The sequence below is a fragment of the uncultured Peptoniphilus sp. genome, from assembly GCF_946998875.1.
Lineage (GTDB): Bacteria > Bacillota > Clostridia > Tissierellales > Peptoniphilaceae > Peptoniphilus_A.
This window is the reverse complement of sequence record NZ_CAMQAY010000008.1, coordinates 25,660-51,839: the sequence shown is the minus strand read 5'-3', so window position 1 is coordinate 51,839 and position 26,180 is coordinate 25,660. Positions and strand designations below refer to the sequence as shown.

The following is a 26,180-nucleotide window of genomic DNA, read 5'->3' as shown; positions in this document are numbered from 1 at the left end:
ATTGTCGCTGATTATTATAAGCTTTCAATCCACGCACCCACGAGGGGTGCGACGTGAGACGATGTATTTATATATATACAATGTTAAATATTTCAATCCACGCACCCACGAGGGGTGCGACTACAAGATTTAAGCTACAAATACCGCTTCAATGACATTTCAATCCACGCACCCACGAGGGGTGCGACAACAGTTATACCTGAATGGTCAGATGATAACCATATTTCAATCCACGCACCCACGAGGGGTGCGACAAATTTTCCTACACTTTCAATATGAAAAGAATTAATTTCAATCCACGCACCCACGAGGGGTGCGACTTTTAAAAGTGAATCCTGATAAACATCGAGTAAATATTTCAATCCACGCACCCACGAGGGGTGCGACTGCATTTTTTAGCCTTTTTCTACTACTAAAAGATACAGCTAATAATTTTTTTAAGAGTTTTGTCTCTTTTTCATTGTTTTATTATGAGTTAGTTACAAGAATTATATGTCCAGCTCTAAATCTCATAATCTTATAAGATTAATAAGTCTTTTTCTGGGTTATAGGAGTCATCTCTTCCAAGAGTTTCCACTCTCCTCTCCCAATTTTTCCCTAAATTGTAAATTCTAATTGAGTCTTTTTTCGGGTCAATTATTTTTTCTAATTTGTTTTTAATAAGAACTAAATCTGCAGGATAAATATTTAGTTCGAAAACAGAATTTTGAACTCTTTGTCCGTAATCTAAACAGACTTTTGCAACCTGCCTTAATCGTCTTTTGCCATCACTTGACACTGTTTCTACATCATAAGTTATTAGTACTTGCATTTTAGCCTCCCATCATAAAGGGTGGATAGGATTCTATGTCTCCTCTAAGATACGAATTTAATAACATGGCTTGAACATGGGGAAGTAGCCCTATTTTTATATTTTCTTCTATAAAGGGATGATATATTTCTTCTTGCTCTCTTTTGTTCCAATTTTCTAGAACTATTTGTCTGCCATTGTCGTTTAAAAGTGTGGCGCCATTTTCTTTTACCTCAAAATGATTCTTGTTTATTCTATTTAAGTTTATCATTGATAGTGTAAATTTATCAACTAGAAAGGCTCGCATCTCTTCTATTAAGTCAAGTGCCATGCTAACCCTTCCCGGCCTATCTGTATGAAAGAACCCTGCATAGGAATCTATACCTACACCTTCAAGGGCTGCGGCAATATTATTTGTAAGTAGTGAATATAGAAAAGATATTAGGGCGTTAAATCTGTCCATTGGAGGCCTTTTGCTTCTATCTATAAAGAAAAAATCTTCACGCTGTTTTATTATTAATTCATCTAAGACCGAAAAGTATTCTCTAGCTATTATTCCTTCTATACCTCTCACGCTGTCTTTGTTTTTACAGTTTTTGATTTCTAGCATTAAAAGTTTTATGGAATTTATAACTTCTTCTAGTCTTTTGACATCAACTTTCTCTTTGTTGTCTAACTTTCCTCTTATTAAAATTTTTCTAGAGTTGTAGGCTTTGGCATAAATTATGTTTTTTACAAAATCCAAGGACTCTTCTGATTCTTGCATTTTATATTGTTTCTTCCTTGTGTAAATATTTCCATAAGATGCTCCAAGAACTCTGCCGCAATACTTTCCATAGGGCGTAAAGAAGGTTATGGCTACATTTTCTTCCATGCACATTTTCATTAGATCTGGACTCATACCCATATAATTAAAACAAACTATCTGTTTTAATATATGGATTGGGTATCTTGCCACTGTTTTTGAATCAAGAGTTATAGAAATGTTTCTTCCTTCTTTTCTAAGATAATAATCTGGATTTGTGACATATAAAGTATTAAGTAGCTTTTTCATAATTCTGCCCCATAAATATAGTTATCAACATTTTTAATTTTTTTCGTTATCCTTGGGCTACACTCATTATAAAGAGAACACATCTTACAATTCTTATAATTTTCTGCTCTAGGGACTATTTTTTCTTTATAGTACTGATGCATCTCTTTTGCTGCATTTATTGTTAGTTCTCTTAATTCATTTGTGAACTCAACTTTTTCACGAGTATCTGTTTCATTATAATAAATATATCCATAATCGAGTTTTATATTGAAATTTTCTTCTACACAAATTGCCTGTGCCATTAACTGGGCATTGTCATAATTATATTTTTTCTTTTTGCCCCTCTTATACTCTATAATAATCGGCCTCCATAAGCCCTTTCTATTATTTAACTCAATTCCCTTATCTGATTTATGAAATTCGATTGCATCTAATCTGCCAGAGAGTCCCAAATTTTGGGAACTCACTGACATTGCTCTTGATATTATTAAGTCTTTCCTCTTTTCTTTTATAAAGGGTTTATCTACTTTTGTATGAATTACTTGACCTTCCGCTGTAAATGAATTTTCCGTCCAAATATTTTCAACATGAATTAGAGCCCACTGTCTTTTGCAAAACAAAAAGTGTTGGATTCCATTTAACATCAAATAGTCATCTTCAGCATACATTTTTTAAAGTCCTTTAATATGTTCTACGTTTAATCCCTTTTCTTCATATTCTTTTAGTTTTTCTTGGTCTAATCTAATATTGTAGTCTTCATATTTTACTTTTAAATCTTCTGCATTAGGTAGGTCATATTGTAACAAATCTTTTATTTTTCCGCTGGAAACATCGCCAACCTTTGATGAGTGATTAAACCAGAATATGTCTTTGACTTCCATAGAGCCGTCTGGTCTAGCTGATGAAATATCATTAATAAATAAAGTTTTTATACACTCTTTTATAGTTTCCACATCTTTTTCATCAAATCCAGTTTTTTCTGCAAAATATGAATTAATGCTTCCATTAACTACATATACTCCATAATCAACAAAGTGTTTAGTTCCCATTGTATCGGCACTTCTTGACTTTCCTGCAGTAGGTTCCATACCACTTATAGATTTAGTTATTTGCATTGTAGTTGTTTCTATTGGCTCAAGAGATTTTGCTATAGAAATACTTACTGGACCTCTAATGCCAAGAGATCTTTTTTGATAAGTAAAGACTTGACCAAAGGCCCTTATGTCAATCCATTTTTCATTGGCTCTCTTTTCTACTTCTTCGTCACTATCTTCTTTTTTGAAAACAGAATCAAATCTTTTTTCAAGAGATCTAAAGCCGTCGTCACTTCTATCTAAGGATTTTACAAAGATGTCGTGACCCATGTCTTGCATCCTATTTCTTAGCTTTCTCTTTAAGCAGACATCAGAGATTTCTCCAAATCCTCTATTATCTATTCTTGGCATATTGCCAGTTAGTGGGTCACCATTAGGATTTGCTCCAGAAACTTCAATTGTAAAAATAAAATCCACTTTATTATTAATCATTATTTTCCTCGCTTTCTAAAATTATTTTATCTTCTTTTTTTGTGAATAAATCCGCCATTTGAGCTTCATATCCAAATATAAAACCTGAACCTAGTGGTCTATTAGTTTCCTTTGATTTATAATCGTAATTTTCGCTAATTAAATTTGTAACTTCTGCTATGTCTTTTTTTATTTTAAAATAAATCCCTCTCTTAGAATCATTGTGCAACAATTTATCTTCATAGGGCCTTAGTAAATTTCTAAGTCTTAAATTCATAGTTACAGGCTTATTGACATAGCTTGTCCATAATTTTTCTGCATTTGTAACTCTTTCATTGTCCGTATCGTAAGTTATTTTTTCTAATCTTTCATATAAAGCCAATAGTCTTCCAAACAAGTAAGATCTATCAGTATCATTTCTATCTAACATATTGCTTTTTATTCCCTCCTTTTTCCTCAGAACTGACAAGGCACACAACTTTACTTGTGACCAAAACTTGTCGTAGTTTAATCGGTTTCTAATATTTATTTCTAAAGCTTGAATAATATTTTTAGGCATATCTCTGCCTTCAATAATCGAAGCTAAAATATTTTTGTATTGATCTGTTACAAATTTCTTTTTTGCTACCTCAAGTCCCTTTTCTCTTTCTACTCCATAAGCTGTTTGTATAAGCATTAATGGGCTTGGTGTATAATTAGTCTTGCCCTTTTCTTTGGTAAATCTGTACCAATGATATTTATTTTGCCAAGAAACTAAATTTTCCTTTAGCCTTGAACTATCCATCTCTCTAAAATATTTTACAGCTACTCTTCCATTGCTGACCTTGTCAATTATAGCCATGTAATATTTAGATTCATTAGAAAATAGAACTTTGCCGCTAGTGAAAGACTTTACTATACTTTCTGAAGTTTCATCAGAAATTTTTCTGCCTTCATTTCTATTTCCTTGAGGCAAGTCTTCTCCTGCTATATCAAAAAGTGGTCCCAAATCAATAATTTCAATTTTCTTTGTCGGGTCTAAATCAGTTTTATTCTGAATATCGTCGGAAAACCAACTTAAAGCATAGGTAAACTCTCCAAGCCACCTAGCTGTATTATCCCCATCAAGTAAAGACTTTGCCATTTGAATTATTTTTTGGCTAGATTCCTTTCCAATTTTTATAGTTTCATCTGGCTTATCAAATCTGCCTAAAAAATTTTCATTATTTGCAGTAATTTGAGAAATAAGTCTTGCAGAACCTATTAAAGGTTTGTGTTTAAGACATAGAAAATCTTTTTCTCCACTGATGTTGCAAATAATTTCTTCCGTTTCTTTGTCTCTCGCAAAAATGTCCTTGGTGAATTTAATAAATTTTTCTTGCAAATTCTTATTTTCAGAAAGGCTTAAATCTTTTTTTCCATCATAATTTTCAACTGCAAATGTTAAAAACACCTTTGAAAAATCTATTGTAACTTTCTTTGCCTTCTTGTCAGACTTATCCACAAATTCAACATTTTTATCTTTTAGAATTTTATATTCTTTAAATAATTTAGAAAGTATGTCTTCGAAAACCTTTTCTTTAATGATGTAGTCGTGGATTATTTTTATAAATTCATCTTCATCATAATTTAACAAAGCTTCCTGCTGACTAATGTAGGCTTCAGATTTGTTTGTGTTTTCTTGCATTACATAGTCAAAATTATCAAAGAGAGGATGGGGAGCAATTCCGCTAGATCTTGCTACAGAATCTTCCGTTACAGGAAAAATTACAATATCGCCATCTTCTAAAAATTTTGCATCAACTAATTCACTTTTTTTGTTAATTTTAATTTCAACAATATTTTTTCCATTGGACTTCATAGAATTGTGATAAATTGGAAGAATTAAACTCGATTTATCTTCTAGGTTTCCAACTAAATTATTTTCAAGTCCATAGTTATAACTATTTAATAAAGCTGTTAAAAAACTCAATATTTCACCTCCATTTAATAATCTTCTAATTCTTGGTCCACTGTTCTCGTAACTTTAGCTTCTTTAAAAGAATAATTTGAAACTTCATTTATTATTGGGCACTCTTCAGGTTTTTTAAAAATTATTCTGCCTTTTTTCATATTAATTGGTCCATAAGCTGACTTTAAAGTTTCTCCAGATTTTTCCGGATAAATAAATCCAACAAACATTAGCCCAAGTCCTAAATCACTTTCATCATAGTAGCCCTTGTCACTTTCATATTCTTCTTCAGATAAATATTCAATGTAGCCTTGGCACTCAGATACGCCTAAAAAGATTGGTCTTCTTCCACCTCTTTTTAGAGATCTCTCTGTAATTGCTTCGTGTTTGTTAAAATTTCTATCACTTTTTAAATCTTCTCTATCTTCATTCCACTCAAAGTGAAACTTGACATAGTAGCAGGGACTAATTAAATAGGTATATGCCGACAAATCGGACTTATAATCCTTTAATAGCAGTCTCATACCCTGTGTGTAGGATTCGATTTTATTCATCACTCTAACTTCGTCAATTACATTGGTAATTGTGGGCTTAAAATAATTTGCGTCGATTATTCCCTTTAAGGCTTCTCTAGTAGGCGCGGAATAAGAGATCTTTTCTCCCCCACTCTTGCTTTCAGGCGCTGTGAACAATGCTTTAGGTCCATAAATTTTTGCGTAAAAATATTTTGATTGATTCAATATTTTCACCCCCTCTTATTTAAATTTTATTTTGAAATTATTTTGTGAAAAGGTAATCATCTTTTCTTAATTTCATTCTAGTATTTAGATAAAAATTTGTCAACTGTTTTATTTTAAAATTTTTTGGTATAATGAAAATGTCAGCGAAAGCTGTGGATTGAAATATTCTTGTATTGAGAACAGACCCAATTATTACTAATGGGTCTTTTTCTTTTCTACATAAAAAATCCTCCAGGATTTTCAAAGTTTACCCCAAATTTTTCATCGTAATACTCTTGAGGTAAAATATAAACTTTTCCATCAAGTATCTTGTCGCAAGAACCTAAATCTTTTTCTCGCACCGATACAGTGTGTCTATTTAATTTTTTTAAAATAATTTTAATTTCTCTTAAGTCCTTCGGGTTATAATTTTTTAAAAATTCCTGCTCTAATTGCCAAATCCTCTCAATTTCTTCCTTAGTTTCAGCATAATTTACAACAGCTGCTTTCTGGTTTTCTTCTATTAACTCGAAATCTTTGTATGCTTCTTTAAATGATTGGAATAAATCTATTGGCATTTCTAATTCTGTTGAAACTAAATATCCTTTAAGCATTACAAATTCTTTAGTTTTTTTCAAAGCATCACATTTATCTTTGTTTTCAGCCAACAATTCTAAAACTGGAGAAAATTTATCCTTTTCCAAATTTGCATATAGTTTTTCAAAATACTCTTTAGTTAAATCTTTAATATCAAAATCATATTCATAACTTTCAAAGGCAGATTGACAGGCACTCTTTCTTTTATCAACTCCCTTTAAGAGAGAAGTTTTTTCTTCAGTATTGTCTAGTTTAATGAGATAGGTATAAGCCTCTTCTTTTTTCCCTTCTCTATTACATCTACCCATGGCTTGAATTATAGAATCCATTCCTGATAAAGACCTTATAACCATATCAAAATCCACATCGACTCCTGCTTCAATAAGCTGAGTTGAAATAAGGCAAATTTTATCTCCATCTTTTAATCTTTTTTTAATCTCATCAATTTTTTTAAGCCTGTCGCTTGCAGTTAAGTTTGTTGTTAAGTAATATAGATCTCCTTCCTCATAATCTTTTTCTAACAAATCGTATAATTTTTTTACAACAGACTTTGTGTTTAGAATTATTAAATTTGATTTGTCAGAATTTTCTAATACAAGGTCTTTTATATCTTCTATTCCATACATTTTTCTTATGTCGCCATAAATTTTTAATTTTGCCCTTTCAAAGGCTGAAAAATCATAATTTTTATGCTCAATGATGTCTTTATTCTTGCCCGATAAATCTCCATAAAAAAGTTTATGGCTAAGAGCATCATAGTCATTAGTAGGTTGAGTCGCTGTTGAAAGTACAAAATTTGCCCTCATGACAATTTTCATAAAATTTAAAACTAAATTTGTCAAATATAAAAATTCTGTTGGAATAGATTGCCACTCGTCCAAAATTATTACAGAATTGATAAAGGATTTAAACCTTGTGAGATTTGCTGATTTCCCCTTAAATAAGGAATTGTAAAACTGCACCATTGTAGTTAGGACCACTGGCGATGTCCAGTCGTCTAATAGAAATCTTTTTCTTGTTATTTCAATTGAATCCTCTTTGTCATCAATTGAAGCTTCTTCTTCATCATCTACTACATTTGAATGATGCTCCAATACATATTTGTCATTATTTAAAACTTTTTTCATCTCGGATGCATTTTGTTCCAAGACAGAAAGAAAGGATGTCACATAAAAAAATCTTTCCTTATTTTGATAATTCATTTGATTTATTCCATATCTTAAAGATAAAAGAGTCTTACCTGCACCCGTTGGCAAATCCAACTTATATATTCCATTTCTATCTTCCTTAGATCTCTCTAATATGTCCTCTGAAATTTTATTCCTCAAAATGTTTAATTCTCCAAGAGCTTCACCAAAGGAATTGTATTTTTCATCCACATTTTTTTCAAAATTTTTTATAACTTTTTTTAAATTATTTTCATCTTCATCAATAATTATTTCACCAAAAGCATTTATTGTATCTTTAATATCTGCTGACTTTAGTATAGAAACTAAAAGTCTTATGAGCATTGCCTTGTAAAAATAAACTGCCTCTTCTCTTTTCTCTTGGCTGTACTCGGAAGCTGTCCTTTTTAATTTTTCTAAAATTTTTGCATACTCTAAAAAGCCCTTGCAAAATATTCTATTTATATTAATTTTTTTAGCTTCAAAAAACTTTTGAGTCTCAATATAAAATTCATCAATGTCAAAACTTTCGCTGCCACTAATTCCAAACTTATATTCAAATTTTTTGATTTTTTTCATTCTTTCAAGGCTAGTAAAAACATAAGCCATATCTTCATTTTTTCGAACCATGTCATATTGACCGTGGTGAGACATTATTGTGTAAATCAAAATATTTGTATAATCACTAAGTTCAGAAATAAGGCTTTTATCAGCCATTAAAATTTCTTTTAGTTCTAATATGTAATCACTAGAGGCATTTTTAAATTCACTTTGAATATCTTTATAAATCTTTAAAACAAATAGTCCACCAAGGCTTGAGTGGTCTACCCTTTTGTTTGAATTTTTTGTGATCTTTTCTTGAAAATCTGTACTTGCTTTACCAATATCGTGAAGTAGACCAAGTAAAAAAGAAATATTTTCTATTTCAACTTTTTCACCAATCTTTTTGCTCTCGCAAGCTGTGTTAAAAAGATGAGAGTATAAAGTCTGCACCTTTCTTAAATTTCCCTGATCTATATGGGCATATAATTTATCTAACATTTCGCACCTCTTGTTTTATGCACAAAAGAGTTTGCAACTTATTTATATAAATTACAAACTCTTCCCCAATTTATTTTATTATTAATAACCCTTGTCGAAGTCTACTATATTTTTGAAGTCGCCGTCGTTTTTTAGGGCCTTTAGGTTTTGGTAGGCTGTTTCAAACTGTCTTATGCCCAAGTCTTCGCAGGAGAAGGAAATGTGTGGATAGATGTAGACATTATCCATGTCCCAAAGTGGTGATGACTCATCTAGGGGTTCTTCTTCAAAGACATCTAGGGCTGCCCCTCTTACTTTTCCTTCTTCAAGTGCTTCTACAAGTGCCTCTTCGTCAATTGTTGCTCCCCTTGATATGTTTACTATAACTACTCCATCTTTTAGGATTTTAAATCTTTCTCTATTTAATATGTGATGAGTTTTTTCTGTTCCTGGCAGGCACATTATGATGTAGTCCATTTGTGGAAGTATGTGGTCAAGCTCATCTATTGAATAGACATTGTCAAAGGGCTCAACTTTTCTTCCGCTGGTGTTAAAGCCACTTAGCTCAATGTCAAAGCCCTTAAGCCTTTTTGCTCCTGCTATGGCAATTGTGCCTGTGCCCAAAAATATTGCCTTCTTGCCATATAGGTTGTGTGAGAAACTTCTCTTATTCCAAAGTTTTTTCTTTTGGTTTTCTATATTTTTTCTGTCTTCCTTATCTATTTGAAGTAGTCCATAGACAATCCATTCGGCTATGGGGTCGTCGTAGGCGCCGTTGTTGTTGGATAATATTATTTCCTTTTCTTTAATGTAATTTAAGTCCAAAAAGTCAATGCCCACTGATGTCAAAAAGATGTACTTTAAATTTTTGTGGTCCTTGTAATTTAAATTTTCTAAATTTATTGCGCCAATTAATATGTCTTCGCCATAATCTTCCTCTGCATTGGGATTTTTTTCGTCATAGCCAATTACCTCATAACCTAATTTTCTTATTGTGTCGCCATATTTTCTTGCCATGCCTTGGCCTAATAGTACTTTCATTTATTCCTCCACAAATTTTTTTATATTTTTTATTACTAAATTCTTTTTGTCAGTCATTACAGAGTGTCCACAATTGTCTAGCTTTTCAAATTTTGCGCCAATTTCATCTGATAAAAATTTTCCATCCATGTAAGATATTATTTTGTCATCATAGCCATGAAGGACTAGGCTTTTCATCTCTAGCTTTCCTCCATGATATTTATAATCTCTCAAGATGCCTGCAACTTCATCTAAATTTCTCTGCCTAATTGCCGACTCTACATTTCTCTCAAACTCTTCTTTTTCTGGCAATTTTACATTGTAGATAAAGGTCTTAAATAAAACTCTTATGTTGTCTTTTTTTAATTCTGTTCCCGTCATGCCCATGCTGGCAAAGCTGTCTTCGATTAAGTTTAAGTTAAAAGTCATGAGCCCCTTTATGATTTCTAGGTTTTTTTGAGGGTTTATGAAGTCAAAATTATTTAAATATTCATGAAAATTATTTGTCAAAATATCTGCGCCGTTGGTCCTAAAGGGTGCGTAGCCAAAGGGTGCAAGAAAAATTTGATTTTTGATTCTGTCTTTTATATCTTTGTCCTTTGCAAGTTCAAGGGCGACTCCACCGCCAAGAGACCATGAGACTAGGGTAAAGTTTTTTATGTCAAGCTTTAAAATAAATTCTTTGATGTCCGAAACAAAATCATCAATTGAAGTAATTTTATTATTATAGGAAGACTTGCCATATCCCCTCATGTCGGGAGCAAATATGTGGTAGTCCTCTAACTTTTTTATAATTTCAATAAAACAAGAAGATGAGTACATATTTCCATGAATCATTAAAATATCTTTGTCAGATTTGCTTTCATTTTCGAGATAAAAAATTTCCTCGTCCTTGAGCTTTATGTATTTTTCTTTTAAATTCATTTCACCTTCTCCTTCCATATAATTAAATTATATGCTAAAGGTCTAATTTAGTAAATAGAAGCCATATTGTAAAAATTTTTCAAGTAGATTATAATTAAGTAATAAAGTAATAGATAGAAAGGAGTCTTTATGAGTTTTTTTAGAACACTGCCAACTAAACTTAGCTTTAATACAAATGAAAAAATTCAAATTGCCAACGCAGAACTCACTAGCGGAGATTTTGCCCTAGCAATTGATGTCTTAAATGCCCAGGACTCCTTTGTCACAAACATTGAATTTGCCGTAAAGTTTAAGTCCATTGAAAAGTCCTATCTCTTTAATGGCAGAGAGTTTTATTTTTCTCAAGCAGTAAATATTGAGCCCTATAAAAGATATTTTTTGGAGCCCTTTTTATTAGACGAGAGATTTTATGAGGCAAGGGCTATAGACATTTACATATCAAAGTACACTTGCGACGGAAAAACTTATACCTCTTCAGAAAAAAAACATGACATGAATTTGCCAGTCATTCCCGAAAAAAAGCGTGCACAAATAAAGGAAACTCTTGGCGAGGGAATTAAAACTTATGGTGAAAATCGAATTGATTTTTGGCGATGCGCCTGTGGTTTTATTAATGAAAAGGATAAGAGCGAATGTGATTTTTGTGGCAGAAATAAAAGTTTTGTCCTAAATAATTTGACTGAACCCCTTATTAATTCAAAAATTTTAAATGTAATTGAAAACACAAGGTCAACTTCAGATATAAATTTAAAGACCCTTGAGACTCATTTGACTCAGACAAACCTTTCAAAGATTGCTCCAAATACAGAGAGCCTCAAAGTTGATAGAACTAATGAAGTGACTACAAAAAAACCAAAGAAATTTTCTGCAAAGATTATATTTTTCTCCATAGTTTTAATTATTATTTTGTCCATAATCTCTCTATTTATAATTAATTTTGCTGTGATAACGAGAAACGAAAATAAAATTGAAGATGCAAGGGGACTTGCCCTAAGTGGCGAATACAAAGAGGCACTGGACTTATACAAGGAAGCTACAAAGAAAAAGACTAGTCCAGAAATTTCAAATGAAATGGAAAAACTAAAGAAGTTAGTTCAATCTGATGACTTCTACCAAAAGGGCATCAAACTTTACCAGGAAGAAAATTATATTGACTCAGCCTACAATTTTAAAAAGGTAATTCAAGAAGACGAGAAAAATTATAACTCAGCTCAAGATAAACTTCTCTCCATAGACAATATAATTTTGAATAAAGTAAAGGACACTTATAAGGAAAACAAGGTAAATGAAGCAATGCTCCTCTTAAATTCGTACCTTGCCGTCGTGCCTGAATCTGCGAAGGCAACAAGCCTAAAAAAAGAAATTGAAAGCAAAAACGCCATTGATATAAACAAAGATAAAGATCAAACAGAAAGTTTTGAAAAAGAAAATGACTACACCGATGCAGCCCAAACTGCAAAAAAATCTTCTGAACTTCTACACACTTACAGAAATGTTGCCACAGAAAAGGCAAACTTAAGAAAGGAAGCAAGTGTAGATTCTGAAATTATAAAAATTTTGGAAAAGGGAACTGAACTCTATGTCTTAGAGACAAAAATCGAGCAGGGCAAGAGAATTTGGTGCCATGTAGAAGTTAAGTCCAGCATCTCTGGTGAAAATTTGAGGGGCTGGATATCAGATAAGACTTTAAATTAATTTCTCCACTTAGGTGGAGATTTTTTTTGAAAAAAATGAACCTTTTCGCATCCTAAATAGTCTTATAAGTAGATGCATCCAAAGGAGGTTAAAATGAATCCCCAAAAATTTAGCATAGAAAATTTTAAAAAATTAAAAAAGGGCGACAAAGATTCCTTTGATCTCCTCTATGAAGAATACTACTTAAGCTTGTACCGAACTGCCCTTCTCATCTTGGGAAATAGGGAGGAGGCAGAAGATGTCCTCCAAGACACCTTCTTTTCTATTTACAAAAACATAAATAACTTGAAGGAATTTAACAAATTAAGACCTTGGATTTTTTCAATTTTAAAAAATTCTTGCTACACCAGATATAAAAATAGAAAGAGAGAATTTCCAGACGAATTTATTTTGGAAAAGGCTGACTCAAAGCTTATTTCAAGTGGAGAAGATGAATTTGTATTAAATAATGAAGTTGAATCAGCCCTCTTAAAATTAAATCCCAAGGAAAGAGAAGTCCTAGTCCTATTTTATTACGACGACTTCTCCATAGAAGAAATTGCAAAAATCTTGAAGACCTTTCAGGGTACAGTTAAGTCTAGACTTTTTAGAGCTCGAAAAAATTTAAAGAAAGAAATAATGAAAGTCGACCAAGACTTTGGCGAGAAGGAGAGTATTTATGAATAATTTTAATAATTTTGATGAGTATATAAAAGACAAATTAGAAAAAAGCGTGGAAAATTCTGCTCCTTCTGCTTACCTAAAAAATAAAATTGACTTAGAAGTAAAGTCAACAGAAGAAAAAGGAGAATTTAAAATGAAAAAGAAATTTGTATTAGTGGCAGCTGCTGCCCTTGTCCTTTCAGTAGGCGTATTTGCAGCAGGAAAAATTACTGGAACTATTGCATCTTCAACATCATATTACAACTACACAAATTACACTGACCTGGCTAAGGCTGAAAAAAAGGCAGGTTTTGACGTAGAAGCACCAGAAAGCTTAGGTGAATATAAATTTGACGGAATCACAATGGTGAATATGGCAGATATGGACGATACTGGAGCACAAATAAATAAGAGAAAGGCGTTTGATGTAACCTATAAAAACGAAGCAGACGACAAAGTAATGCTCTCAATTGACAAGTATCCAAAAAGTTCAATACCTACTTCAGAACAAGCTCATCAAGAAATGAGAGAAATTAATGGCGTGCAAGTTTATTATTCAAGATTAGAAAGTGTCTTTTTACCAGATGAAAAAGATGCAACAAAAGAAGAACTTGAAAGGTCAAAAAATGATCCATTCTTTAACCTAGGCATTGGCTCAGATAAAAGAGAAGAAAAAGCATCAAAGCACCTAAGCTTTGATTACAAGGGAATTCAATATTCTTTAATGGCTGGAGATAATATGGACGTGAACGAATTTTATAGGATGGCAGAAGAAATTATAAAATAATTTTTTCAAAGTTAGTTAAAACATTTTTCTTAAATAGTAGATAGTTATAATTTTTAAAAATCTAAGCACTAAAAAAGGACCCTCGTGGTCCTTTTTTTTGTCTAAATTTTCATATCAAATAAAATTAATTTGCCCCAGACATTTTTTTATACATCTCAATATTTGAGTCATTTAAAAATTCGTAGGCTGCATTTATTTCTTGGAATTTTTCCTTGGCGCCCTCTTCTTTGTTTAAGTCAGGGTGATATCTTTTCGCCATCTTCCTATAGGCAAGCTTCACTTCATACTTGTCTGCGGAATAATTTACGCCGAGAGTGTCGCAGGCTTTTTCGTATTGGTCCTTAAAGCCGTAGCTTCCTCCTTGCCCGCTTCCGTAGGAGCCGCCATAATTATTTCCATAAGAGCCGCCTTGATTTTCATAAAAGCCGCCATAACCTTGCTGCCTAAAAAATTCATCAAACTGAGAAAAGTCGTCGAAGGTCGTCCAAGTAAAGCCACCGAAATCTTTAAATCTCTCTCTAAATTCTTCCTCTCTCTTCTTCCTTCTCTCTTCCTCTTGTCTAATTCTTTCCCTTTCTTTTTTCTCCCAATAAGCCCTGCCGTAGCCAGAAATACTTTCAAATTCATTAGCCTTACCAAGCAGATAATGATCTGCCCTGTCGTAGAAAAATTCTGTCACCATATAATGTATGTATTTCAAAAAAGATTCTGACACATTGCCAAGTAGGGGCACAACAATAGCCAGCATGATTAGAGTTGAGAGCCACTTATTTCTTGCAATGCCAGCCCAGGCAAAGGGATTTAAAAGTAAAAATATTATCAAGCAGCCGCCCATGGAAAGTACATATAAGAAAAATCTTCTTATGGCTGAAAATAAATCAACAGCAATATTAACTATTACAATTAAAAAAGTTAAGATGAGGTCAAAAAATTTGCCTAAACCCTTATAAAAATATCCTAAAATTTTATTCATTTTGCTTCCTTTTTCTATATTCTTCTAAAAATTTATTGTCTTCAATTACAAGTCCCCACTCATTGGCAAGAAACTCCAAGTGATGGGTGAATTCGTGGAGGAGAACTTCCTCTAACTTTTCCCTTAGGATCTCCCTTGAGGAAAATCTGTACATGTCCATAAAGGACCCATAATAAATTTTTATCATGTTGCCAAGCATTGATCTTTGGTACTCGCCCATGATGACAAGGTCCTCTGCATAGGCTTCCTCGTGGTACTTTGCCTCTTCTGTAAGAATTATACCACCATTAAGATGCTCGTAGGCATAAGAAGGTATGGACTCGCAAATTTCTTCCAACATTTCCTGAACCTCGTCGATTCTCTCCAAGTAATAGGGATCATATTTATTTTCATCAAATAAATCCTCATCTTCTTGGTTGTCATCTTGAACTTCATCTTGAGTTTCTTCTGAATTGACTTCTTTATCTTCCTTTTGAACTTCTTCTGGGTTTTCTTCTTGACTCTCCTTTAAATCTTTATGAGTAAAGTTTTCTTCTTTTGGATCATCATCACTTGATTTAAAATCTATTTTCTCTTCTCTTTTGTCATAAATATCCTCAATTATTTCAAGTGGAAGGTCAATATTATTTTCTTGGTCGCTAAAAAAAATTCTTTTGCCCTCTTCATTAAGCATCTTTTCACCTCCAAAATAAAAAACTGTAGAAGCCTACAGTTTTATCTACTTTATCTAATTATAATACCCAGGAAGAAAAATTTCTACACATCTTCCACTTGAGCCAGAGTCTTGCCTGGCACTGATGACAATAATTTTTTTGTGTAGTCCTCTTTTGGGTTTTCAAAAATTTCTTCAGACTCATTATATTCCACGCATCTGCCCTTATACATAACGAGGACTTCCTCTGCCACATGTCTTACAACGGAAAGGTCGTGAGAAATAAAAATCATGGATAGACCCAAGTCCCTTTGCAGATCTTCAAGAAGGTTTATTATTTGTGCCTGAATGGAAACATCAAGGGCAGAAGTGGGCTCGTCTGCCACAATTATTTTTGGGTCAACGGCAAGAGCCCTGGCAATGGAAATTCTCTGCCTCTGCCCTCCAGAAAATTCGTGGGGATACCTCTCCATGTGATATTCTGACAGACCACAAATTTCCATGGTTTCCAAAACTTTTTTTTCGATTTTCTTTTTGTCCTTCTCGCCCAATAGATTTCTTATGCCCGATGCAATTATGTCCTTGCACTTTTTTCTTGGGTTAAGTGAGGAATAGGGATCTTGAAAAATCATCTGCACATCTTTTCTATAGACCTTTAATTCCCTCTGATTTTCCTTTAAAATATTTTTATTATTATAAATTATTTCTCCGCTGGCATCAGGATAAAGTCCCATGATGCACCTGGCAAGAGTTGACTTACCTGAGCCACTCTCGCCAACAACGCCAAGTGTGTGAGAAGTTTTTAGGTCGAAGGAAATTTCATCAACTGCCTTAAAGCTTTTGCCGCCGCTAATTTTAAATTCTTTATTTAAATTTTTAACTTGTAAAATAATTTCGTCCTTCATTTTATCACCTATACAAAAAGCAGGATACCTTGTGACCGTCAATGTCCACTTCTTCAGGAATTTTTTCCTGGCAAATTTTCATCTTCTCGTCACACCTGTCGCAGAAGTAGCAGGATTCTGGAAGGTCAATTGGATTTGGAACTGACCCCCTAATTGTGTAGAGCTGGTCTTTTTTCTTGTGGGCAGTAGGTATTGCCCTTATAAGTCCTCTGGTGTAAGGGTGAAGGGGCTTTTTAAATATATCTTCTGCCCTCGCCCTCTCCACGATTTTTCCCGCGTACATTACATTTACATAATCTGCTATATCAGAAACAACTCCAAGATCGTGACTTATAAAAATTATGGCAGTATTCATGTCTTCCTTTAATTTTTTCATGAGCTCCAAAACTTCCTTTTGAATGGTAACATCAAGGGCAGTTGTAGGTTCATCTGCTATTAAAAGTTTAGGAGAAGAAGAAAGTGCCATGGCAATCATAATTCTCTGCCTCATGCCTCCAGAAAGTTCGTGAGGATAAGAATTGTAGACATCTTCTGCCCTACCTATTTCAACTTTTTTTATCATCTCTAACGATTTTTCCTTGGCAGTTTTTTTATCCATGTCAAAGTGAGTTCTAAAGACTTCAGACATTTGATAGCCAATCTTTAGGGCAGGATTTAGTGAAGTCATGGGTTCTTGAAAAATCATAGAAATTTCATTGCCGCGAGTGTGCCTTAATTCTTCTGGAGAAGACTCTAAAAGATTTTTTCCTTCAAAAATTATCTCACCAGAAATTTTTTCAAGAGAGGACTTGTCCAGAAGGCCCATAATGGCGAGCGTTGTTACAGACTTTCCCGAGCCAGATTCTCCTACTATGGCAGTTGTCATTTTTTCACGAGTATTTATATTAACTTTATTTACAGCTTTTACTATGCCTTGGGAGCTTTTGAAAAAAACTTCAAGGTCCTTTATTTCTAATAACATACTACCTCCTGAACTTTGGGTCAAAGGCATCTCTTAAGGCGTCGCCAACAATATTTAAAAGTAAAATTGTTATGGCAATTGCCATGCCTGGGAATAGAGTTATGTGTGGATAATTTCTAATATAAGCTCTCCCTTCAGAAAGCATTTGACCCCACTCTGCTTCTGGCGGCATAATTCCCATGCCAATAAAGGAAAGGGAAGCTGCAGATAAGATGGCAGTACCAACGCCAATTGTTGCTTGGACAATTATGGGCGCAAAGCAGTTGGGTAGAATTTCTGCAAAAATTAATTTAAAAGTTTTTACTCCAGCCAGCCTTGCCGATTCAATGTACTCCAAATTTTTTACAGACATGACCTGACTTCTGACTATCCTGGCATAGGATGGAATTGAAGATAGGGAAACTGCCAAAATTAAATTTCTCATGCCGCCACCAAGGGCTGCAGCAAGGGCAATGGCAAGGACAAGTTGTGGAATAGATAAGATTGTGTCCATGACTCTCATAATTATGGCATCAAAAATTCCCTCGTAATAACCTGCCAAGGCACCAATAATTACTCCAATTACTGTGGAAATAATTACAGATGTAAAGCCAATTTTAAGAGAAACCTGAGCTCCATGAAGGACTCTCGAAAATATGTCTCGTCCAAAGTTATCTGTCCCCATTAGATGTTCACTACTTGGCTTCAAAAAATTATCCTTGGGAAACTGCTCTGTGTAGTCGTAGGGTGAAAGGAGGTCGGCAAAAATTGCAGCAAAAATTATGAGAATTAATAGGACCAGTGCCACTACTGCAACTTTATTTCTCCTGTAATATTTAAAAAATGTTTTTAATCTTTTTAACATGATTCACCTACTTGTAGTCTGCCTTTATTCTTGGATTGATAAAGCCGTAGAGGATGTCAACGATAATGGAAATTACAGAATAAACTATGGCAATAAGCATTATTGCCCCAAGAATTATTGGATAGTCACGAGTTTTTATGGAGTCCACCATTAGTCTACCAATGCCTGGAATGGAGAAAATTGTTTCTGTCAAAATACTTCCGCCAAGAAGTCCACCTGCTTGAAGCCCAATAGTGGTTATAACCGGAATCATTGCATTTTTAAGGGCGTGGACAAAAATAATTTTTGCTTTGGAAAGTCCCTTGGCATAGGCAGTCCTAATGTAGTCCTTATCTAGGACATCTAACATGGCAGATCTTGTCATTCTCATAATTACAGCTGATGACTGAAAGCCTAGGGCGAACCAAGGCAGGATCATGTGCTTTATGGAAGAAAAACCTGATGCTGGAAGAATCTTTAGCTTTGTTGAAAACACAATTATAAGTAAAAGTCCTGACCAAAAAATTGGCATTGCAAGTCCAACCATGCCAAGAGCTGTGATCATTGAGTCAATAAAAGTATTTTTCTTTAGGGCTGCTATTACTCCAAAAGTTATGCCCATAATTATGGCAACGACAAGGGCGCCTCCTGCAAGTTTTAAAGTTGTTGGAAAAACTCTTAATAGGGCTTCTGAAACTGATCTTCCTGACTGATAGCTTTTGCCAAGGTCAAAGTGAAAAATTAAATCCTTTAAGTAATTTCCATATTGAACTATAAAGGGCTTATTTAGTCCAAGACTTTCTCTTATAGCATCAACTGTCTCCTTAGGTGCGTTAGGTCCAGCTGCAGCAAGGGCAGCATCTCCTGGCGACAAGTAAAGGAGCAAGAAAACTATAAAGCTCACTCCAAGAAGTGTAGGTATTAATATTAAAAGTCTCTTTAATACATATTTAGTCATATCTAATCCTTTCTTCTGTAGAAAAGACAAAATTCACCAAAGAAGACCTTGGTGAATTTAAAAAAATTATTTTTCTAAAAGTTTTACATCTTTAAGTTCTTGTGGATATTTTGGAAGAAGATCAAGACCTTCTACTTTATTAGAACCAGCAACAAGTGTCTCGCCATAGCAGATATAAAGCCATGGATATTCTCTATTGATAAGCTCTTGGGCTCTCTTATAGATGTCAGCTCTCTTGGCATCGTCAATAGTTGAAATACCTTCTTTAATTAAATTATCAAGTTCTTCATTTCCAAAGAATGTGACATTTGGCTCCTTACCTTTATTTTCAGAATGGAAAGGTTGGAAAAGTTCATAATGAGCATCTACTATTGATGGATTCCAACTCATAATAAACATATCATGTTCCTTATTTCTAACAGCATCTACAAAGGCACCCCATTCAAGTCTTTCTACGCTAAGACCAATTCCATAATCCTTTAATTGATCTTGCATCATTGTTGCAACATTAACTCTTTGTTGATTGTCAGAAGTATAAATTTTAAGATTTGTTCCTTGACCCATTCCTGCTGCAGCAAAAAGTTCCTTTGCCTTTTCTTTATTTACTGCATTTGGCTTTAATGAATCTGCAATAGAATATTTGAAGTTAGGGTTTATTGGACTTGTTGCAAGCTTTCCACTGTTCATGTAGACAGTTTCAAAAATTGTCTTAGTGTCAATGGCATTTACCATAGCTTCCCTTGCTTCCAACTTGTCAAAAGGAGCCTTAGCTACATTAAATCCTATAAAGTGAATTGAATTATCTAATCTCCTAAAAAGTTGTAGGTCCTTATTTTCTTCTATGTTAGGAATTTCACTTGGGTCGATTTTATAAGCAAGGTCAACTCCACCACTTTCAAGTTCAATAATTCTTTGTGAAGCTTCTGGTATAACCTTCATTTCAATGCCAGCAATTGTTGGCTTGTCGCCCCAATAATTTTCATTTACAGAAAAAGTCGCATGGTCATTTTGAATCCACTCATCTAAGACAAAGGGTCCTGTTCCCATTGGTGCATTAGTAAGATCTGCTCCGCCTTCAACATATTTTTTAGATAAAATTGAAACTGCTGGATGTGAAAGTGAATTTAAAAAGGCAGCGTCAGGTTCAGTTAATTTAAAGGAGAAAGTTAAATCATCTTCTTTTTTGTAAGAATTTGCATCAATTTTTCCATAAAAAGATTTGTATCTGTCACTTGTTGCTGCTCTTTGAAGTGTAAAGATTACATCGTCAGCAGTAAGTGGGTCTCCATTGGAGAACTTAACTCCCTCTCTAAGTTTAATTTTAAAAGTTTGTGGGTCTGGGTTTTCAATAGATTCTGCAAGAGAATTTACCAGTTCACCCTTAGAATTTCTCTTAACTAAAGTGTCGTAAACTTGAATTAAAATATTTTCTTCATAGTCATCAGAAAGTGCATTTGGCTCAAGTGTTGTCGTATCTTCTGAAACTGCAACCTTTAAGACCTTGCCTTCCCCTTGGGCTTCTTCTTTTTTATTGGAACAAGCTACCATAAATAGGGATAGGACTAAAAGCATTCCTATAATTAATTTTTTCTTCATTATCATCTTCCTTTCTATTTTCTATACTCTTCTTATATCTGCTCCAAGATTTCTAAATTTTTCTTCAATTTTTTCATAACCTCTGTCAATGTGATGAATTTCAGAAATTTCTGTCTCACCTTCAGAAACGAGTCCTGCAAGTATAAGGGCAGCTCCTGCTCTTAAGTCTGTTGCAGCAACCTTGGATCCGTATAGTTTACTCTTACCCAATAGTATAGCTTCTCTATCTACTACTTTGATTTTTGCGCCCATCTTCTTTAACTCTTCGGCGTGCATAAAGCGATTTTCAAAAACTGTCTCAATAATAGAGGATTGTCCATCGGCTTGAGTTAAAAGTGCCATGAATTGTGCCTGTAAATCTGTTGGGAAACCTGGGTGAGGAAGAGTTTTTATCTCAATTGGCTTTATTTCATCATTGCCAATTACTCTCACTGTGTCGTCCTCTTCAATTATCTTTGCCCCAGTTTCTTCTAGCTTTGCAATGACAGGCTTTAAGTGAGAAGTAATGATGTTTTCGATTGTGATGTCGCCGCCAGTAATTGCAGCTGCCACCATAAAAGTGCCTGCTTCAATTCTATCTGGAATAACTTGGTGAGTGCAACCTCTTAGCTTTTCCACTCCCCTAATTCTTATAGTTGAAGTTCCTGCTCCCATTACCTTGGCGCCCATTTTATTTAAAAAGTTTGCCAAATCAACAATTTCTGGCTCCATGGCGCAGTTTTCCATTACAGTTTCGCCTTCAGCCAAAACTGCAGCTGTCATAATATTTTCAGTTGCACCAACAGAAGGGAAGTCCAAGTAAATTCTCGTGCCAACTAATTTGTCGCACTCAGCCTTAATCTCTCCGTGAGTCATTTCTATATTGGCGCCTAGGGCCCTAAAGCCCTTTAAGTGCAAGTCAATTGGCCTTGAGCCAATGTTGCAGCCGCCAGGTAGAGAGTTGTATGCCCTATTTAGCTTGGCAAGAAGGGGTCCCATGACAAGGAAGGATGCCCTCATCTTGCTCATGAGATCGTAATCTGTTTTATAAGAATTGAGTCCAGAAGGGTCGATTATGAGTTTGTTGCCTTCCTTATTTATTTTAAGGCCAAGTTTTCTCAAAACTTCTGTAATTATTTCAACATCCTTAAGCTCAGGCACATCTTCCAAAATAATTTCTTCTGTTCCAAGTATTGTAGCTGCAAGTATAGGTAGAGCAGCATTTTTTGCACCTGATATTCTTACATTGCCTCTTAGTGGGCCATTGGGTTTTACTAAAATTTTATCCAAAAGGATTCCTCCTATATATTATTTATGACGATTATTATTTTATCTATATTTATTTAATTATATCATAGACATCTTGAATGTTTAAGGAATTAAAAACATGACCTTAAATAAAAAATTTTTGTGTTAAGATATTATTGATGGAGGAAGAAATATGAAAGAATTTATCCAAGAAAAATATAAAAATATTAAAGAGTCACTTTATTCCACTGACTATTCAAGCATATATCCTGACTTTATAAATTTTGGCGTGGGTGACCCAGACCTTAGGACTCATGACATGATTATAAAAGAAGCCTACGACTCACAGATGAAGGGCTACACTCACTACGCAGACCCCCAAGGCTACCTTGGACTTAGAGAAGAAATCGCCAAGGCCTACTGGGAGGACTACGGAGTAAAATGCGAGTCCAAGGAAATTTTAATTACCATGTCTGGCACTGAAGCCCTTTATATAATTTTAGAGGCAATAATAAATCCAGGCGACGAAGTCATTGTGCCTTCGCCCTACTTTAGCGTCTATCCCGACCAAATTGAAATGACAGGGGGGCTGCCAGTAATTTATGAAACAAAATTTGAAAATGAATTTAAGCTTGAGCCAAAAGAAATTGAAAAATTAATCACTGCAAAAACTAAGGCTTTAATAATAAATACGCCTAACAATCCAACGGGCGCAGTTTATAGTGACGAGACTCTAAGAGAAATTTATGAAATGGCAAAAAAATACAATATTCTTGTGATTTGCGACGACATCTACACAATTTATTCCTACGAGATCAAATTTAAGCCAATGATTTCCTACGACGAAGAATTTAAAAATGTAATTTCAATTACATCCATGTCCAAGGACTTTGTCATGACTGGTTGGAGGCTTGGCGCCATCCTTGCCAATGAAGACTTAATAAAGACCATGACCTACATTCACGAGAACATAGTCTATTCAGTGCCAACAATTTGCCAGCACGCAGGTGCCCTTGGCATTGCCAATAGAAAGACGATTTGCCCACCCCTCTATGAAGAATACAAGGAGAGAATGTATCTAGCCTATGAGAGACTAAAAAAATTAAAGCATGTAGAAGTTTTAAAGCCACAAGGAACTTTTTACATCTTTCCAAAAATTTCTGTGCCAGGCATGACTACAAAGGAAGTCCTAAGGGAAATATTAGAAAAGGCCCATGTAAATTTAATTAACGGCGAAGCCTTTGGACCAGCTGGCAAGGGCTTTATAAGAATTGCAGTAACAGTCAATAAGGACAAAATAAATGAAGCCTTTGATAGGATAGAAAGGCTAGAAATTTTTAAAAAATAATACTGAAGCGAAATTCAGTATAGCAAATGCAAAATAAAAGCTCTCAGAGGAATTTTTATAATTTATATTCCTCCAAGAGCTTCTTTATTTTTAATATTTTATTACTTTCCCAACTTGTTTTCTCTGCCATAATAAAATAAGTATTGGTTGGCAAAGCCTGCGTTTTTGCCAAAGACTTCTCGACCCCTCATGGCAATTTTTGATTTTGGCGTAACTTCTTTTAAATAAAGTTCTTCCATAACTCTCTTTATCCAAACATCAACGGGGAAGGACTCCTTTCTGTCAAAGGCAAAGAGGAGGATGCAGTCGGCAACCTTTGGTCCAACTCCTGGGAGAACTTGAAGGGCGCATCTGGCATCTTCAAGGTCCATCTTGTCGATTTCATCTAAATTTACATAGCCATCCTTTATTAAATTTGCCGTTTCAACAATTCTCACATCGCGAAAGCCAACTCTTGCAAATTCTCTTAGGTCCTCTGGCCTTGCTTGAGATAATTTTTCAGCACTTGGAAAGGAATAATATTTTCTATTTTCGTCTTCACCAAGATAATCTCCATACATTTCAGAAATTTTTTCAATGGCATTTTTTATTCTGGGTATTTGATTATTTGCAGAAATTATAAAGGAAATAATTGTCTCAAACTTGTCCTGGTTTAAAATTCTTATGCCCTTGCCATATTCCGTTGCATTCTTCATAATTTCGTCTCTTGCAAGCTCTTCCATTACAAGTTTGTAGTCCCGAGAAAGGTCAAAGTAATTATAAAAAATTTCGTCAAAGGAAGTCCTGTCCACTCCCCTTAAGAAAATTTCTCCGCCAACTTTTTTTGCATTGGCAACTTTTCCATGAGCTATAAAGGTAAAGGATCCGTCAGCTTCTTCATACCACCTAAAGGCTTGACCGCAGGTGAAAATATCCCTTGGGTCAAACTCATCCAATTCACTTATTAGGCAAAGATCTCCATCAAAATTTATCTTCATTAAAATTTTCTCCCATAAATAAAAAACCTATTAATAAATAATAGGTCAGCTAATTTCTTTCATAAAATAAGAAAGGGTTAAAAGAGAGTCGTTAAGTCTAATATTTTCAACTACTACACCTTCAGGTCCCTTTAAATCGTAGGGCGCAAAATTCCAAATTCCCTTAACGCCTGCATCTATAACTTTTTTTGCCACATCCTGGCAAAATTCCTTAGGCACAGTTATAATTGCCACATCAACTTTCTCATCTCTTATGTATTTTTCCAGGTCCTTCATATTCCTAACCTTGATGCCACTTATGTCTTCCATGTCATCTTTTACATCAAAGAGAGAAATAACATTAAAGCCAGAATCTCTAAAGCCCTTGTATCTGGCAATTGCCTGTCCAAGCCTGCCTGCACCTATGACTATGCTCTTGTAAGACTTATCTATTCCTAGAATTTTATCCACTTGTTCCTTTAGAGCCTTGGTGTTGTAGCCATAGCCCTGTTGGCCAAAGCCGCCAAAATTATTTAAGTCCTGTCTAATTTGTGACGCACTAAAGCCAGTGATGCGGCTAAGCTCCTTGGAAGAAACTCTTTCAATTCCGCTATCAATTAATTCTTTTAAATATCTATGATAAACTGGCATCCTTCTTATAACAGTTTCAGAAATGCCCCTTGCGTTCTTAGGCAAATTTACACCCCCAATTGTTTATATTATAACAATCTTTGCTATTTTTGTAAATTAAAGGAAGCTTACCTTTTTATTATTGTTTTATTATTACTATCTGATTAATGATATTTTTCTTTTAACTTTTAAAGATAAACTCCTATTGCCAAGATTATAGAAGCTAGGACCATTATAAGTTTTCCCAAGACCGGCAATAAATTATTCCTAGACTTGTCTTTTTTATAGTTTTTAAAATTTTTTGGGATTTCACTTGACCAAAAAATTGCAAAAATTATAAATCCCAGACACTTAAATATTTTCACATCAAGGCCTTCTTAAGTCAAAAAAATTTTCGGCAATCATACATCTTATGGACCCGCCGCCATATTTTGATATTGTCTCAACATCAATTGGAAGTATTTCATCGTACTTTTCAATTATTTTTTTGTGGTCATCACTTAGGGCATCATAGGCAGCTTTTGAAATCACAAGAATATTTTTGTCTTGACCCCTTAGTTCAATAGAATTTGCTGCAAAATTATTAAATTCATCTTCTGAAAGAGAAATTATTTCCTTGCCAGAATCTCTTAAGGATTTTAAAACTTCTTCTCTATTTTCAGTAATCAAACTATCTGCAATAATGGCAAACTTTTCTGCCACCATCATAAGCACATTTGTGTGGTAAATGTCCTTGCCCTTGTCCCTTGCCCTAAAAGCCACTGGCTTAAGATTAAAGACCTTGGCAAATTTTAAAAATTCATTTTCGTCACAGCGTTTTGATAGGCAGCCGTAGCAAATATCCTTCCACCTGTCTATGACAAGAGCGCCTGTTCCTTCTAAAACTTTTCCCTCATCATTTCTAAAATCAATTACCTGGGCTTTGTCGTAATCAATAATTTTTTTTAGCTGGGGAAGAATTTTTTCGTACTCCTTATTTCTGTTTTCTGTGTACATTTCTGATACAAAAACTTTTCCTGGGAAGGTCACAAAGACATTGTTGGGAAAAATTGAATCTGGTGTAGACTCATCAAAATCTTCTATTACATCAACATGAATTTTATTTTCTTGAAGAAGTCTAACTGCTTGGTCAAATTCCCTTAAGGCTCTCTCTTTTATTTCATCTTCTATATTTTCTCTGGGGCGCTCTTGGTAGGCATTGTCATGGGCTGTCTCTTTATTGTACTTAAAGGCATAGGGCCTTACTAAAATTACTTTATTCGTTATCATTTATCTCTCCTTATTTTTATTATAACAAATATAAAAATAAAAGGCTCTCCA

At 34.1% G+C, this 26,180-nt stretch carries 24 protein-coding genes and 1 CRISPR repeat array; of the genes, 4 read left to right on the top strand and 20 right to left on the bottom strand.

Going from position 1 to position 26,180, the window contains the following annotated elements:
- Positions 1-21: 21 nt before the first annotated feature.
- A CRISPR array of direct repeats spans positions 22-387; the repeat unit is 32 nt; unit sequence ATTTCAATCCACGCACCCACGAGGGGTGCGAC.
- A 130-nt stretch (positions 388-517) separates the two neighbouring features.
- The 9 genes from cas2 to Q0U74_RS04125 all read right to left on the bottom strand — a co-directional run bounded on the left by cas2 (position 518) and on the right by Q0U74_RS04125 (position 10,707).
- Positions 518-811: a CRISPR-associated endonuclease Cas2 gene (gene cas2 / locus Q0U74_RS04165; RefSeq protein ID WP_019125558.1), complete on the bottom strand. Its 294-nt coding sequence runs from the start codon at positions 809-811 to the stop codon at positions 518-520.
- A gap of 1 nt (position 812) precedes the next feature.
- Entirely contained in the window at positions 813-1,844 is a 1,032-nt protein-coding gene (cas1c, locus tag Q0U74_RS04160; RefSeq protein WP_297392850.1) for a type I-C CRISPR-associated endonuclease Cas1c, read from the bottom strand.
- A complete protein-coding gene (gene cas4, locus Q0U74_RS04155) occupies positions 1,841-2,494 on the bottom strand; it encodes a CRISPR-associated protein Cas4 (protein ID WP_297392849.1) in 654 nt (217 codons plus the stop codon). The genes cas1c and cas4 overlap by 4 nt, the downstream gene beginning before the upstream one ends.
- A 3-nt stretch (positions 2,495-2,497) precedes the next feature.
- Positions 2,498-3,352 carry a type I-C CRISPR-associated protein Cas7/Csd2 gene (gene cas7c / locus Q0U74_RS04150; protein ID WP_297392848.1) on the bottom strand — a complete coding sequence of 285 codons (855 nt, stop codon included), beginning with the start codon at positions 3,350-3,352 and terminating at the stop codon, positions 2,498-2,500.
- Positions 3,345-5,282, bottom strand: coding sequence for a type I-C CRISPR-associated protein Cas8c/Csd1 (cas8c, locus tag Q0U74_RS04145; protein WP_297392847.1), 1,938 nt, complete (start codon positions 5,280-5,282; stop codon positions 3,345-3,347). The genes cas7c and cas8c overlap by 8 nt, the downstream gene beginning before the upstream one ends.
- 14 nt (positions 5,283-5,296) lie before the next feature.
- Positions 5,297-6,010, bottom strand: coding sequence for a type I-C CRISPR-associated protein Cas5c (gene cas5c, locus Q0U74_RS04140; RefSeq protein ID WP_297392846.1), 714 nt, complete (start codon positions 6,008-6,010; stop codon positions 5,297-5,299).
- 206 nt (positions 6,011-6,216) lie between these two features.
- Positions 6,217-8,784, bottom strand: a complete 2,568-nt coding sequence (gene cas3 / locus Q0U74_RS04135; protein WP_297392845.1) for a CRISPR-associated helicase Cas3' — start codon at positions 8,782-8,784, stop codon at positions 6,217-6,219.
- Between the two features lie 81 nt (positions 8,785-8,865).
- Positions 8,866-9,804 (bottom strand): NAD(P)-dependent oxidoreductase, encoded by a 939-nt coding sequence (locus Q0U74_RS04130; protein WP_297392844.1) that lies wholly within the window; start codon positions 9,802-9,804, stop codon positions 8,866-8,868.
- Entirely contained in the window at positions 9,805-10,707 is a 903-nt protein-coding gene (locus Q0U74_RS04125; protein ID WP_297392843.1) for an alpha/beta fold hydrolase, read from the bottom strand.
- 129 nt (positions 10,708-10,836) lie between these two features.
- On the opposite strand from Q0U74_RS04125, the gene Q0U74_RS04120 reads away from it, so the two are divergent.
- The 3 genes from Q0U74_RS04120 (at position 10,837) to Q0U74_RS04110 (ending at position 13,831) form a co-directional block, all read left to right on the top strand.
- The gene (locus Q0U74_RS04120; RefSeq protein ID WP_297392842.1) at positions 10,837-12,402 is read left to right on the top strand and encodes an SH3 domain-containing protein; all 1,566 of its coding nucleotides are present in this window, start codon (positions 10,837-10,839) and stop codon (positions 12,400-12,402) included.
- Positions 12,403-12,495: 93 nt separating this feature from the next.
- Complete coding sequence (locus Q0U74_RS04115; RefSeq protein ID WP_297392841.1) at positions 12,496-13,068, top strand: RNA polymerase sigma factor; 573 nt, start codon at positions 12,496-12,498, stop codon at positions 13,066-13,068.
- Complete coding sequence (locus Q0U74_RS04110) at positions 13,061-13,831, top strand: hypothetical protein (protein WP_297392840.1); 771 nt, start codon at positions 13,061-13,063, stop codon at positions 13,829-13,831. The genes Q0U74_RS04115 and Q0U74_RS04110 overlap by 8 nt, the downstream gene beginning before the upstream one ends.
- A 124-nt stretch (positions 13,832-13,955) precedes the next feature.
- Here the strand turns inward: Q0U74_RS04110 and Q0U74_RS04105 are convergent, their stop codons facing one another.
- The 8 genes from Q0U74_RS04105 to murA form a co-directional block, all read right to left on the bottom strand.
- Entirely contained in the window at positions 13,956-14,804 is an 849-nt protein-coding gene (locus Q0U74_RS04105; protein ID WP_297392839.1) for a DnaJ domain-containing protein, read from the bottom strand.
- Positions 14,797-15,477: a metallopeptidase family protein gene (locus Q0U74_RS04100; protein WP_297392838.1), complete on the bottom strand. Its 681-nt coding sequence runs from the start codon at positions 15,475-15,477 to the stop codon at positions 14,797-14,799. Before Q0U74_RS04100 ends, Q0U74_RS04105 begins: the two co-directional genes overlap by 8 nt.
- A gap of 83 nt (positions 15,478-15,560) precedes the next feature.
- Complete coding sequence (locus Q0U74_RS04095) at positions 15,561-16,361, bottom strand: ATP-binding cassette domain-containing protein (RefSeq protein WP_297392837.1); 801 nt, start codon at positions 16,359-16,361, stop codon at positions 15,561-15,563.
- 4 nt (positions 16,362-16,365) lie between these two features.
- The gene (locus Q0U74_RS04090; RefSeq protein ID WP_297392836.1) at positions 16,366-17,322 is read right to left on the bottom strand and encodes an ABC transporter ATP-binding protein; all 957 of its coding nucleotides are present in this window, start codon (positions 17,320-17,322) and stop codon (positions 16,366-16,368) included.
- A gap of 1 nt (position 17,323) precedes the next feature.
- Complete coding sequence (locus Q0U74_RS04085) at positions 17,324-18,166, bottom strand: ABC transporter permease (protein WP_297392835.1); 843 nt, start codon at positions 18,164-18,166, stop codon at positions 17,324-17,326.
- 7 nt (positions 18,167-18,173) lie between these two features.
- Positions 18,174-19,103 (bottom strand): ABC transporter permease, encoded by a 930-nt coding sequence (locus Q0U74_RS04080; protein ID WP_297392834.1) that lies wholly within the window; start codon positions 19,101-19,103, stop codon positions 18,174-18,176.
- A gap of 66 nt (positions 19,104-19,169) precedes the next feature.
- Positions 19,170-20,699 carry an ABC transporter substrate-binding protein gene (locus Q0U74_RS04075; protein WP_297392833.1) on the bottom strand — a complete coding sequence of 510 codons (1,530 nt, stop codon included), beginning with the start codon at positions 20,697-20,699 and terminating at the stop codon, positions 19,170-19,172.
- Between the two features lie 21 nt (positions 20,700-20,720).
- Positions 20,721-21,968 carry a UDP-N-acetylglucosamine 1-carboxyvinyltransferase gene (gene murA, locus Q0U74_RS04070; RefSeq protein ID WP_297392832.1) on the bottom strand — a complete coding sequence of 416 codons (1,248 nt, stop codon included), beginning with the start codon at positions 21,966-21,968 and terminating at the stop codon, positions 20,721-20,723.
- A 151-nt stretch (positions 21,969-22,119) separates the two neighbouring features.
- On the opposite strand from murA, the gene Q0U74_RS04065 reads away from it, so the two are divergent.
- The gene (locus Q0U74_RS04065) at positions 22,120-23,274 is read left to right on the top strand and encodes an aminotransferase class I/II-fold pyridoxal phosphate-dependent enzyme (protein WP_297392831.1); all 1,155 of its coding nucleotides are present in this window, start codon (positions 22,120-22,122) and stop codon (positions 23,272-23,274) included.
- Between the two features lie 101 nt (positions 23,275-23,375).
- Here the strand turns inward: Q0U74_RS04065 and Q0U74_RS04060 are convergent, their stop codons facing one another.
- The 3 genes from Q0U74_RS04060 to Q0U74_RS04050 form a co-directional block, all read right to left on the bottom strand.
- Positions 23,376-24,251 (bottom strand): DNA-3-methyladenine glycosylase, encoded by an 876-nt coding sequence (locus Q0U74_RS04060; RefSeq protein ID WP_297392830.1) that lies wholly within the window; start codon positions 24,249-24,251, stop codon positions 23,376-23,378.
- 45 nt (positions 24,252-24,296) lie between these two features.
- Entirely contained in the window at positions 24,297-24,926 is a 630-nt protein-coding gene (locus Q0U74_RS04055) for a redox-sensing transcriptional repressor Rex (protein ID WP_297392829.1), read from the bottom strand.
- A gap of 300 nt (positions 24,927-25,226) precedes the next feature.
- Positions 25,227-26,129 carry an arginine deiminase-related protein gene (locus Q0U74_RS04050; protein ID WP_297392827.1) on the bottom strand — a complete coding sequence of 301 codons (903 nt, stop codon included), beginning with the start codon at positions 26,127-26,129 and terminating at the stop codon, positions 25,227-25,229.
- Positions 26,130-26,180 lie beyond the last annotated feature (51 nt).